Origin of the sequence: Peribacillus sp. NPDC060253 (assembly GCF_042727425.1) — a bacterium.
Classification (GTDB): domain Bacteria; phylum Bacillota; class Bacilli; order Bacillales; family DSM-1321; genus Peribacillus.
In genome coordinates this window covers 46,566-58,865 of the sequence record NZ_JBHXAS010000020.1, presented here as the reverse complement: position 1 = coordinate 58,865, position 12,300 = coordinate 46,566, and the positions used below count along the sequence as shown (strand labels likewise).

The 12,300-nt window shown below is 41.0% G+C and carries 10 protein-coding genes; 9 read left to right on the top strand and 1 reads right to left on the bottom strand.

Annotation, left to right across the window (positions count from 1 at the left end; genetic code table 11):
* The coding region (aceA, locus tag ACFWE9_RS08000) for an isocitrate lyase (RefSeq protein WP_377356351.1) at positions 1 to 1,266 on the top strand (1,266 nt) is incomplete at its 5' end.
* Between the two features lie 92 nt (positions 1,267 to 1,358).
* Here aceA and ytvI read toward each other — a convergent pair.
* Positions 1,359 to 2,486 carry a sporulation integral membrane protein YtvI gene (gene ytvI, locus ACFWE9_RS07995; protein ID WP_230154730.1) on the bottom strand — a complete coding sequence of 376 codons (1,128 nt, stop codon included), beginning with the start codon at positions 2,484 to 2,486 and terminating at the stop codon, positions 1,359 to 1,361.
* 194 nt (positions 2,487 to 2,680) lie between these two features.
* On the opposite strand from ytvI, the gene ACFWE9_RS07990 reads away from it, so the two are divergent.
* The 8 genes from ACFWE9_RS07990 (at position 2,681) to hflC (ending at position 12,237) form a co-directional block, all read left to right on the top strand.
* Positions 2,681 to 3,142 (top strand): DUF441 domain-containing protein, encoded by a 462-nt coding sequence (locus tag ACFWE9_RS07990; protein WP_101222907.1) that lies wholly within the window; start codon positions 2,681 to 2,683, stop codon positions 3,140 to 3,142.
* A gap of 537 nt (positions 3,143 to 3,679) precedes the next feature.
* Complete coding sequence (gene citZ / locus ACFWE9_RS07985) at positions 3,680 to 4,795, top strand: citrate synthase (protein WP_144526561.1); 1,116 nt, start codon at positions 3,680 to 3,682, stop codon at positions 4,793 to 4,795.
* A 94-nt stretch (positions 4,796 to 4,889) separates the two neighbouring features.
* Positions 4,890 to 6,206 carry an NADP-dependent isocitrate dehydrogenase gene (gene icd / locus ACFWE9_RS07980; RefSeq protein ID WP_290370500.1) on the top strand — a complete coding sequence of 439 codons (1,317 nt, stop codon included), beginning with the start codon at positions 4,890 to 4,892 and terminating at the stop codon, positions 6,204 to 6,206.
* 126 nt (positions 6,207 to 6,332) lie between these two features.
* Positions 6,333 to 7,268: a malate dehydrogenase gene (mdh, locus tag ACFWE9_RS07975; protein WP_377356348.1), complete on the top strand. Its 936-nt coding sequence runs from the start codon at positions 6,333 to 6,335 to the stop codon at positions 7,266 to 7,268.
* Positions 7,269 to 7,515: 247 nt separating this feature from the next.
* A complete protein-coding gene (locus ACFWE9_RS07970; protein WP_230154736.1) occupies positions 7,516 to 8,235 on the top strand; it encodes a response regulator transcription factor in 720 nt (239 codons plus the stop codon).
* The gene (gene pnpS, locus ACFWE9_RS07965; protein ID WP_230154738.1) at positions 8,232 to 10,010 is read left to right on the top strand and encodes a two-component system histidine kinase PnpS; all 1,779 of its coding nucleotides are present in this window, start codon (positions 8,232 to 8,234) and stop codon (positions 10,008 to 10,010) included. The genes ACFWE9_RS07970 and pnpS overlap by 4 nt, the downstream gene beginning before the upstream one ends.
* A gap of 263 nt (positions 10,011 to 10,273) precedes the next feature.
* A complete protein-coding gene (gene hflK, locus ACFWE9_RS07960) occupies positions 10,274 to 11,308 on the top strand; it encodes an FtsH protease activity modulator HflK (RefSeq protein WP_230155348.1) in 1,035 nt (344 codons plus the stop codon).
* Positions 11,305 to 12,237 carry a protease modulator HflC gene (gene hflC, locus ACFWE9_RS07955; protein WP_230154740.1) on the top strand — a complete coding sequence of 311 codons (933 nt, stop codon included), beginning with the start codon at positions 11,305 to 11,307 and terminating at the stop codon, positions 12,235 to 12,237. The genes hflK and hflC overlap by 4 nt, the downstream gene beginning before the upstream one ends.
* The last annotated feature ends 63 nt before the right edge of the window (positions 12,238 to 12,300 follow it).

Genomic DNA, 12,300 nt, shown 5'->3' with positions numbered 1-12,300 from the left:
CAACAATTACAACAAAGCTGGGAAAATGATTCACGGTGGACTGGCGTTAAACGTCCTTATACGGCTGAAGAAGTTATTAAATTAAGAGGTTCCATCGATATCGAGCATACATTGGCACGCCGTGGTTCTGAAAAACTATGGAATCTATTAAATACAGAGGATTTCATCAACGCATTAGGAGCATTGACTGGTAACCAGGCCATGCAACAAGTGAAAGCCGGTTTAAAAGCAATCTACCTAAGCGGCTGGCAAGTTGCGGCTGATGCTAACATCGCAGGACAAATGTACCCTGACCAAAGTTTATATCCGGCCAACTCCGTGCCGCAAGTGGTTAAACGCATTAATCAGACACTTCAACGTGCAGACCAAATAAGCTTTGCTGAAGGAAAAGATGATATCGATTGGTTTGCTCCAATCGTGGCGGATGCTGAAGCTGGTTTTGGTGGCTCCCTCAACGTCTTCGAATTAATGAAAGGCATGATCGAAGCAGGAGCGGCCGGCGTTCACTTTGAAGACCAACTTTCATCCGAGAAAAAATGTGGACACTTAGGCGGTAAAGTTCTTTTGCCAACCCAAACGGCAGTACGTAATTTAGTTTCCGCCCGATTGGCAGCGGACGTAATGGGTACACCGACCATCTTAATTGCTCGTACGGATGCTGATGCTGCAGATTTGATCACGGATGATATCGATCCGGTTGATGCACCATTCATCACTGGTGATAGGACTCCAGAAGGATTCTACCGTACCAATGCAGGTCTTGACCAAGCGATTGCGCGCGGCCTTGCATATGCACCTTACGCTGACCTTATCTGGTGTGAGACTTCCGAACCTAACCTAGCTGATGCTCGCCGCTTTGCGGAAGCGATCCATGCAGAGTTCCCGGGTAAACTGCTTGCTTACAATTGTTCACCATCATTTAACTGGAAAGCGAAATTAAGTGATGAAGAAATTGCCGGCTACCAAGTTGAATTGGGTAAATTAGGTTACAAATTCCAATTCGTTACACTTGCAGGGTTCCACTCTTTGAACCATAGCATGTTCAATCTTGCTCTTGGTTATAAAGACCGCGGAATGGCTGCCTACTCAGAACTACAACAAGCAGAGTTCGCAAGTGAATCTGATGGTTATACGGCAACACGCCATCAACGCGAAGTGGGAACTGGTTATTTTGATGAAGTGGCACAAGTCGTTGCTGGTGGGACATCGTCCACAACAGCACTTGCAGGTTCTACTGAAACAGAACAATTCCAGACTTCAAAATAAGCATGAAACCATGAAAATCCGCCTCGAAACTGAGGCGGATTTTCATGTGATCGGGGGAATGCTATTTAGTGTAGAAAGGCAGCTGGATTCTTTTATGTGGTTTTCTTTGTATCCTGACCGATGATGAAGGACCAAATGGCCTTGAAGACATGTGCTCGCTGAAGTGTATTGAATATGACAAGTACGACAGGTCCTGCAATCAGCCCTAGGAAACCAATCAATTTGAAGCCGATGAACAAGGCGATGAGAGTGGCAAGCGGATCCAAACCGATACTGGAGGAAAGAACTTTTGGCTCTATTAACTGACGCTGGACAACAACGATTATGTAAAGCACGGACAAACCGATTGCGAGACTTGTATTTCCAGCGATGAATTCAAATATGATCCATGGAATGAAAATCGTGCCCGTCCCTAAATAGGGAATGATATCGACCAGGCCGCATATCAGTGCAATGGTAATTGAATAGTTCACACCTAAAATGAGAAAGCCGATCAATATCGTAACAGTCGTCAATGAAACAAGGGTGAATTGTGCCCGGATAAATCCGAATAAAGCCCGTTTTAAATCCCTGAATAAACGCTTGGCCCCCGAAAAAATCTTATCAGGCAACACCTTTCCGGTCATTCGGCCAAAGGTATCCCAATCTTTGCTTATGAAGAAAGTGCCCAGCAGGGTAAAAAGAAGCGCCGTTGCTGTAGTTGGAAACCATCCAATGATTGTGGGAATATTCTTCAAGAACGCTTGTATGAAGCCGCTTACTCCGGTAGTGATGGATTCACCGATATTTTGGATATTCTTGAGAACGGTGTCCTGCTGTCCGGTATCCAGATTATTGAACATGGCAGCGATTTGATTATATAAAGGGATGATGGTTGTCGCGATATATGATTCTATATAATCCACGATCGTTTCGATATGTTCGGGTATGACTCCGGCGAGGTAATTGGTACCTGAAATGATCTCCGTAACCAGTAAGGTGATAAGCCCCGCAAATAAAAGGAAAATGAGTAAAAGGGAAACGAATACAGCCAACCCCCTCGGTAACCTTCCTTTCTTTTCAAAAAAAGTGACAAGAGGGTTCATCAAGAAAGCGATTATCATCGCAATGATGAATGGATATGTATATTTTGATAGATAAAACAAGGCAATTGCCCCTAAAATGATCCCTCCGATTACCAGTAAAGAACGAATGAAACGATACATATAAACTGGATTCAAGACAAATCCTCCTTCTATCATAAAGATTGTATTATAATTGTAACGATGATGGAAAAGAAAGGAAAGAATCTTTCGTCATACGGCTTGACTTTTTTCCGTAAATGAATTGGGGAATAAATAGATTTTCTCTCAGGATAGAGGGGGATTTATTATGCTAAAATAACAAAAAAGAGGAAAGAAGGCGAAGGGAGAAAATGATAAACGGTCCTGTCGTATTTTTAATTTTACTTGCAGCAATCGGTTGGTTTGGGAAAAATACGTCGCTGATCATGGCTGCAGGTTTTCTTTTAATCATGAAACTAATTGGTCTTGACGCTAAGGTTTTTCCTTATCTTGAAGCGAAAGGAATCAACCTGGGCGTGACGATCATTACGATTTCCGTACTCATACCGATAGCAAATGGGGCGATTGGTTTCAAGGAACTCGGAGATGCCATTAAATCTCCTTATGCCTGGATTGCTCTTGCATCCGGAATAGCGGTTGCACTCATAGCAAAAAATGGCATTACGCTCCTATCACATGATCCGCACATCACTACGGCTCTTGTATTTGGGACGATTCTTGCGGTTGCCTTATTCAAGGGTGTGGCAGTTGGTCCATTAATTGGGGCAGGAATTGCTTATTTATGCATGCAGATCTTCAATTTTTTTAAATGAAGGAAGTCGCAAAGGATAGAAGCGTTCGTCAGTATTGAAAATGTAAATTTTCTATTTAATGTTTCGTTTATTCTGCTTTGTGACAAATTTTCAAAAAAACGTTTTGAAACCCCCAAAAAAAAGCAAGAGAATATGTGGCTAGTTTTTCTAATAAAATAATAATTTTTTCACATTTTAAGTGCTTTTCATTCCCAAAAAAGTGTTTATTGTTTATAATAATCATGTAACTGCTCTGACTTATTAAAAATGGATTCCTGAATATCATCGATATTTTTGAGGAATCTTAAAGAAGATGTAGTTATTGAGCAAGCGCTCACTAGGAATGGCTACAAGCATTAATTTTTAGAATTCGTATTAAAGATTATCGTACATTTTACTATTGGTGGGGTCCTATTCTGTGAACGCTTCCAATACAAGATGTATGTCTTCGGCTAAAAAATAGATGGTTGTTTACAATAGCTAATTTCTTGGAAGCGCTATATTTATACGCAATGAGCAAGGGCATAGGGGAATACTTAGGAAAAGGAGAGATTTAGTATGACAGCAACAAAAGGTCTTGAAGGTGTGGTAGCAACAACTTCATCAGTTAGCTCCATTATCGATGACACATTAACATATGTGGGTTATGACATCGATGATTTGGCTGTAAACGCAACATTCGAGGAAGTAATCTATCTTTTATGGCATGGAGCACTTCCAAACAAAAGCCAATTAGCAGAATTAACTAAACAACTTGCTGAAAATGCTGAAATTCCAGCTGAAGTAGTTAATCATTTCAAAACATACCCGATCGACAAAGTACATCCAATGGGAGCTCTTCGTACAGCAGTTTCTCTTCTTGGTCTATATGATGAAGAAGCAGATGTAATGAGTGAAGATGCTAACTATCGTAAAGCAATCCGCATCCAAGCAAAAATTCCTACATTGGTAACAACTTTCGCTCGTACCCGTCAAGGTAAAGAAGCGATTGCACCACGTACAGATTTAAGCTTTGCTGCTAACTTCTTATATATGTTAAGCGGTAATGAACCAACTGCAATCGAAGAGGAAGCATTCAACAAAGCATTAGTTCTACATGCTGACCATGAATTGAACGCTTCTACATTCACTGCACGCGTTTGTGTGGCTACATTATCTGATATCTATTCTGGCGTGACTTCTGCCATCGGCGCTTTAAAAGGTCCACTTCACGGCGGAGCTAACGAACAAGTCATGAAAATGCTTACAGATATTGGTTCAGTGGAAAATGTTGAGCCTTATATCAACGAAAAATTAGCCAATAAAGAAAAAATCATGGGCTTTGGCCACCGTGTATACCGTAAAGGTGATCCGCGTGCTAAACACCTTAAAGAAATGTCTCAAAAATTGACTGAGCTTACTGGACAGCCTCAATATTATGATATGTCCATTAAAATCCATGAAATCGTAACTGGTCAAAAAAATCTTCCGCCAAACGTTGATTTCTATTCTGCTTCCGTATACCACAGTTTAGGTATCGAGCATGACCTGTTTACACCAATCTTTGCTGTAAGCCGTGCTTCAGGCTGGATCGCTCATATCCTTGAGCAATATTCAAACAACCGTCTGATCCGTCCGCGTGCTGAGTATGTTGGACCAGGTATGCAGAAATACGTACCAATCGAAAAACGTTAATTAAAAGTTTTTCAAAATTTATTTTTATATTTCATCGAATTTGTAGTAAATTAATAGATGTGAGTAAAAAGGGTTAGTGGTTCTGCCTCACCTAATGGCAGACCAGCTAACCTTTGAATTTGAATCGGAGGTAAGAGACATGACACAAAGCCAAAAAATCACAGTTACTAACGGTGCTCTTAACGTACCAAACAACCCAATCGTTCCTTATATTGAGGGAGACGGAATCGGTCCTGATATCTGGGTTGCAGCTTCTCGCGTTTTAGACGCAGCAGTTGAAAAAGCTTACAATGGCGAAAAGAAAATCGAATGGAAAGAAGTTTTAGCTGGACAAAAAGCATTTGACCAAACGGGCGAATGGCTTCCACAAGAAACTCTTGATGTCATTAACGAATATCTAATCGCTATTAAAGGACCTCTTACAACTCCAATCGGCGGCGGTATCCGTTCATTGAACGTTGCATTGCGTCAAGTATTGGACTTATTCGTATGTCTTCGTCCAGTACGTTACTTTGAAGGTGTACCTTCACCGGTTAAACGTCCTGAAGACACTGACATGGTCATCTTCCGTGAAAACACTGAAGATATCTATGCTGGTATCGAATATGCAAAAGGTTCTGACCAAGCGAAGAAATTAATCGACTTCCTACAAAATGAATTCGGTGTTACAAACATCCGTTTCCCAGAAACTTCTGGTATCGGGATCAAACCGATCTCTGAAGAGGGAACGAAACGTCTTGTTCGCTCTGCACTTAACTATGCGATCAAAGAAGGCCGTAAATCATTAACGCTTGTTCATAAAGGTAACATCATGAAATTCACGGAAGGCGCGTTCAAAACTTGGGGTTATGAAGTTGCAGAACAAGAATTTGCCGATAAAGTGTTCACTTGGAACCAATATGACAAAATTAAAGATGCTGAAGGCACTGAAGCTGCTAACAAAGCACAATCAGCTGCTGAAGCTGAAGGCAAAATCATCGTTAAAGATTCCATTGCTGATATCTTCTTACAACAAATCCTGACTCGTCCTAAAGAGTTTGATGTTGTTGCAACAATGAACTTGAACGGAGATTACATTTCTGATGCATTAGCTGCACAAGTTGGCGGAATTGGTATCGCTCCAGGAGCAAACATCAACTACGAAACTGGACATGCTATCTTCGAAGCTACACACGGAACGGCTCCTAAATACGCTGGTCTTGATAAAGTTAATCCATCTTCAGTCCTTCTTTCAGGTGTGCTTTTACTTGAACACCTTGGCTGGAACGAAGCTGCAGACAGCATCACAAAATCAGTTGAACAAACAATCGCTTCTAAAGTTGTTACATACGACTTTGCCCGCCTGATGGATGGCGCAACAGAAGTTAAATGTTCTGAGTTCGCTGACGAGCTGATCAAAAACCTTAAATAATTGCTTATGTTGCTTTCTGGAAAAGTGCCTGATCGGGCTTCTTTTCCAGGGGGCTTCTTATCTATTTATGAATGAAGACGTTAAAATAATTCCAAAATCATTTACTTAATTTGAGGAGGAAATAACATGTCTAATCGTAAAAAAATAACAGTAGTTGGTGCCGGGTTCACTGGTGCTACAGCAGCATTTCTAGCAGCTCAAAAAGAACTTGGTGATATCGTTTTAGTAGATATTCCACAAGCTGAAAACCCTACTAAAGGTAAAGCGCTTGATATGGCGGAAGCGGGTCCGGTTCAAGGTTTTGACGCTAACATCATCGGTACATCCGACTATGCCGATACAGCTGATTCTGACGTGGTAATCATCACTGCTGGTATTGCTCGTAAACCTGGTATGAGCCGTGACGACTTAGTTCAAACCAACCAAAAAGTTATGAAATCCGTAACTAAAGAAGTGGTTAAATTTTCTCCAAATACAACAATCATCGTATTGACTAACCCAGTTGATGCAATGACTTATACTGTTTATAAAGAATCAGGTTTCCCAAAGGAACGCGTAATTGGACAATCAGGTGTTCTAGATACAGCTCGTTTCCGTACATTCGTAGCTCAAGAATTAAACTTGTCAGTTAAAGATGTAACAGGTTTCGTACTTGGCGGACACGGCGACGATATGGTTCCTCTAGTACGTTACTCATATGCAGGCGGGATTCCTTTGGAAACATTGATCCCAAAAGATCGTTTAGAAGCAATCGTGGCCCGTACTCGTACTGGCGGCGGAGAAATCGTAAATCTTCTTGGAAACGGAAGCGCATATTATGCACCTGCTGCAGCTCTAGTGGAAATGGCAGAAGCGATCCTTAAAGACCAACGTCGGGTTCTTCCATCCATCGCTTATCTTGAAGGCGAATACGGATTCGAAGGAATCTACCTTGGAGTGCCAACTGTACTAGGAGCAAACGGTATTGAACAAATCATCGAACTAGAATTGACTGAAGCTGAAGAAGAAGCACTTTCTAAATCAGTTGAATCAGTTAAAGCAGTAATGCAAGTTCTTCAATAAGTGCTCTTGAAAACTGCCCGGAATAATGGAAGGGAGGCTAAGGCCTTCTACCATCTTCGGGCAGTTTTTTTTATCCGATTTTAAAGGCGGCTGGGACAATTCGTACTTATAAGCACCTGCTGACTATAGGAATACATTCAATGTGTTTTTTTTATGTGTAATTTTCCTATAATATTCTTTATAATGGAATTGGATGAGTAGACTAAAAAAATAGTCTATGGGGTAATACGCAATTCAGGAGGATCTAATGTCAAAGAAAATTCTCGTAGTGGATGATGAACAATCAATAGTTACCTTACTTCAGTACAATTTAGAACAAGCAGGCTATTCGGTAATCACGGCCTTGGATGGAGAACAAGGGCTGCAGGCTGCTGTGGATATACGCCCGGATTTAGTCGTATTGGATTTGATGTTGCCTAAAATGGATGGTCTTGAAGTATGTAAACAACTTCGCCAGCAAAAGATCAATATACCGATCTTGATGCTGACAGCTAAGGATGATGAATTTGACAAAGTGCTGGGGCTAGAACTGGGGGCGGATGATTATTTAACCAAACCATTTAGTCCGCGGGAGGTAACAGCCCGGATCAAGGCCATATTAAGAAGATCTCAGTTACAATCCAATGGCAGTGAGACGAGTCATGATCAGGAAGATGGTCTCTTGAAATTAGGGGACTTGAAAGTATTCCCGGATCGATACGAAGCATTCTTTGAGGAACAGCAATTAGAATTGACTCCAAAGGAATTTGAATTACTTTTACATTTGGCTAAGAATAAAGGAAGAGTATTAACTAGGGACCAACTGCTAAGTTCAGTATGGAATTATGATTTCGCGGGAGATTCGCGAATTGTCGATGTGCATATTAGCCATCTTCGTGAAAAAATAGAGAAGGATACAAAAAAACCTCTTTACATCAAAACGATCAGGGGATTGGGTTATAAGCTTGAGGAGCCTAAAAAAGAATGACGACCTATCGTAAAAAGCTCTTATACACCCTCATCATGCTGGTGATGGTCGTCCTGATGGCCGTGGGCTTTTTATTAGGACATTTGTTCAAAAGCTATTATATAAAAACATTCAATGAACGTATACAGAACGAAACATTTTTCATTTCTACATATATACAAGAACATGGTGGAATCGTATCCTTTTTGGAGGAAGGGAAAACGGCAAAACTGACACCCCTTTTAGATTCAAACTTAACCATTCTTTCCACGAGTGGGGAGATATTATATGATTCTACATCATCTAATGAAATACTTAAAAACCATGCAAAGGTCCTTCGTAAAATAACTTTGGAAAAAGGGCTTAAGCGTGGAGAAGGGTATGAAGTGGTTGAAGGGGAATCGGACCACCATTATTATTGGAAGACGGTTGAAAAGGACGGAGAGATAGAAGGATTTGTCGTTCATAGCAACGAAATTGAGGCCCTCAATCAAGTGAATAAGCAAATGTGGCAAATATTGATCATTTGTTTAGGGGTTGCCTTGATCATCATTCTCATGCTTGCGAGTAAAATCACTTCATATTATACCCGGCCTATCGAGGAAGCGACGATGGCAGCCATTGAACTGGCAAAAGGGAATTATGGAACGCGGACATATGAGCGGAATTCCGATGAAACGGGAATGCTGACAACTTCTTTGAACATTTTGGCGAGGAATTTACAAGAAACAGAGATGGCGAGAGAAATGAATCAGGATCGTCTGGAAGCACTTGTTGAAAATATCGGAAGTGGTGTCTTGTTAATAGACAGTAAAGGGTATACAACCTTGATCAACCGGGAATTCAAAAAAATATTCCATGTAAACGCCAGTACGTTTTTGTTTCAAGAATATTACTCGGTCATTAAAGATCAGGAAGTGATTTCCATCATCGAAGAGATTTTTCGAACGGAAAAAACGATAAAACGTCAAGTGAAGATATCACTTGCTATAGAACGGAAGCATTTTGAGATTTACGGGGCACCGATTATCGGAAATCATGATGAATGGAAGGGGATCCTGCTCATATTCCATGATATCACCGAATTGAAAAAGCTCGAGCAAATGCGTAAGGATTTCGTTGCCAATGTTTCCCATGAGTTGAGAACCCCGATTACGTCTATCAAAGGCTTTTCAGAAACATTGTTAGATGGGGCTTTAAAAGACGAAGAGACCTTGAAGCACTTTTTATCGATCATCTTGAAAGAAAGTGATCGGCTGCAAGAACTCATTCAGGAGCTTCTGAATTTATCAAAAATGGAGCAGCAGGAGTTCGTTTTGAAAGCAGGCGTCGTGGATATTTCGAGAGTCCTTGGAGAAATACAAGAGATGCTTATAGGGAAGATGAAGAATAAAGAAGTCTCCCTTGAAATTAAAGCAACAAAAAATCCGGTATTTATTGAAGGGGATTCGGACAGGATCAAACAAGTTTTCATTAATTTGATAACGAACGCAATGACCTATACACCAAATGGCGGAAGGGTCACCGTGAATGTCATGGAAAATGAACAGACCGTGGATATTGCCGTCCAAGATAGCGGGATCGGCATCGAAGAAAAAGAACTGCCGAGGATCTTTGAACGGTTTTACAGGATCGATAAGGCAAGGAGCCGTGATTCGGGTGGAACTGGCATTGGTCTGGCGATCGTCAAGCATATAATAGAAGTCCATAAAGGTAAAATCAAAGTGGAAAGCACACCAGGCACCGGGACGACTTTTACAGTCACGCTAAATAAAAGTTTAAAGGGAAAAATGTAGCATGACCGTGAATTTACATTTCCTTTACAATTTCTTAAAACAGTCTTCATAATGCAGGGGTACAATGATTGTACAACCCCTCATCCAAGGAGTTAAACAATGACAGAGACACTAAGTCTCTGTCTTTTAATTTTGGAATTTTATCTATACCTCTGGGAATCATTCCTCTTTCCTATTTTTTTAGGAAAATATTTGATTTCCATGAAACTTTAGGCCCTTCCTTGCGTAAATAAGATATAACAAGCAAAGAAGGGGTGATACATATCGTTAGCTTAAAAAGAATATATACGATCACAGGACTAGTCTTTCTTATTTTAATTTTGGGTGTGGTTGCGATATCGACCTGGTATACGGTTGATGAATCCGACCAAGCTGTCATAATGACATTTGGTAAGGTGGAGCAGACGATTACAGAACCAGGACTTCACTTTAAACTGCCTTGGCCGATTCAATCTGTTGAGAAGCTATCGAAAGAAACATTCAGTCTGAAATTTGGCTATAAGGAAGAGGATGGAGAGGTGAAGGATTACCCGAGTGAGACCAAAATGATTACGGGTGATGAAAATATTGTGCTAGCCGACCTAGTGGTTCAGTGGAAAATCACGGATCCTCCAAAATATCTATACAATGCAGATGATCCAGAGAAGATATTATATGATACGACTTCAGCCGCTTTACGGAGTATTATCGGCAGCACCAAAATCGATGATGCACTTACTTCCGGTAAAGCACAAATAGAAGCGGATGTACGGGAATTATTGTCGCAGCTAATGGAGAAATATGATGTCGGTATTTCCATATCTGCGGTTAAACTCCAGGACGTGGAATTACCGAATGAAGAAGTGCGGAAAGCATTCACGAATGTAACGGATGCCCGTGAAACGGCCAATACGAAAATCAACGAAGCGGATAAATATGAAAATAAACGGATGAATGAAGCGGAAGGGGAAAAAGACGCCATCATTTCTCAGGCCAACGGGGATAAAGCTGCCCGTACGGAAGCAGCCCGTGGGGATGTAGCGGTCTTTGAAAAAATATTCAGTGAGTATAAAGGCAATAAAGGGATTACGAAGGACCGTCTTGTTATCGAGACCCTTGAAGGAGTATTGCCCAATGCCGAGATTTATATCATGAATGATGATGGAAATACAATGAAGTACTTGCCGCTTCGTTCACTAGAAAAAGAGGAAACGAAAAAAGCGCCTGTCCCTGATGAAGATAATGCCGAAAAAGCAGAAACGAAAAAGGAGAATGCATCCGAAGAAAAAGCGACAGGGGAAGGGGGCGTTAAACAATGAACGGAAAAATAATAGATTTCAATGAGTTGAAGAAAGGCGACTTTCACTGGAGAGGCTATGTTAAAAGTGGCATTTTCATCATTATTTTGATTGTGCTGCTGCTAATCATTTTCACCAATGTCTATATCGTCAAAGAGGGAGAATATAAAGTCGTCCGTCAATTCGGTGAGGTTGTAAGAATCGATAAGACCCCTGGATTAAAGGCGAAGGTGCCTTTCATTCAAACCGTCATGACCCTGCCGAAGTATCAAATGAGTTCTGATGTATCTGAGGCGGAAATCAATACGAAAGATAAAAAGCGGATGCTGATAGATAATTATGCAGTATGGAGAATAGAAGATCCGAAGAAGTTGATTACAAATGCAAGGACGCTCGGTAATGCGGAAACGAAAATGGAAGAGTTCATTTATTCAGCAGTCCGTTCAGAGTTGGGCCAATTGAATTATGATGAAATCATCAATGATGAGAAGTCATCAAGAGGAAGTTTGAACGACCGCATAACGGAAAAAGTCAACGAACTGCTGCAAAAGGACAGTTATGGCATCAGCTTGACGGATGTCCGGATAAAACGTACGGACCTGCCAGCCGAAAACGAAGCATCGGTCTTCAAGAGGATGATTTCCGAGCGTGAATCAAAAGCCCAAGAATACCTATCAAAAGGTGATGCGAAAAAAAACCGGATCATTGCGGATACTGATCGGAAAGTGAAAGAATTGCTCTCGACAGCAGAGGCAGATGCAGAAGTGATCAGGGCCGAAGGGGAAGGGGAAGCAGCGAAAATCTATAATAGATCTTTTTCCAAAGATCCCGAATTCTATAAACTATACCGGACTCTTGAATCCTACAAAAAAACGATTGGAGATCAAACGGTCATCGTTCTGCCATCGGATTCCCCTTATGCGAGCTTGTTAATGGGAAACACTAAATAACCGCGTTGCCGTTCATTTTTCTTTCCGCTTCTACTCATGGTAGAATAGAGGAAGAAAATGAAC

What these genes read in the sequence shown, in the direction of transcription:
- ACFWE9_RS07990 (WP_101222907.1), top strand. Translation starts at nt 2,681, where the DNA reads ATGATAAACGGTCCTGTCGTATTTTTAATTTTACTTGCAGCAATCGGT.
- citZ (WP_144526561.1), top strand. Translation starts at nt 3,680, where the DNA reads ATGACAGCAACAAAAGGTCTTGAAGGTGTGGTAGCAACAACTTCATCA.
- icd (WP_290370500.1), top strand. Translation starts at nt 4,890, where the DNA reads ATGGCAGACCAGCTAACCTTTGAATTTGAATCGGAGGTAAGAGACATG.
- mdh (WP_377356348.1), top strand. Translation starts at nt 6,333, where the DNA reads ATGTCTAATCGTAAAAAAATAACAGTAGTTGGTGCCGGGTTCACTGGT.
- ACFWE9_RS07970 (WP_230154736.1), top strand. Translation starts at nt 7,516, where the DNA reads ATGTCAAAGAAAATTCTCGTAGTGGATGATGAACAATCAATAGTTACC.
- pnpS (WP_230154738.1), top strand. Translation starts at nt 8,232, where the DNA reads ATGACGACCTATCGTAAAAAGCTCTTATACACCCTCATCATGCTGGTG.
- hflC (WP_230154740.1), top strand. Translation starts at nt 11,305, where the DNA reads ATGAACGGAAAAATAATAGATTTCAATGAGTTGAAGAAAGGCGACTTT.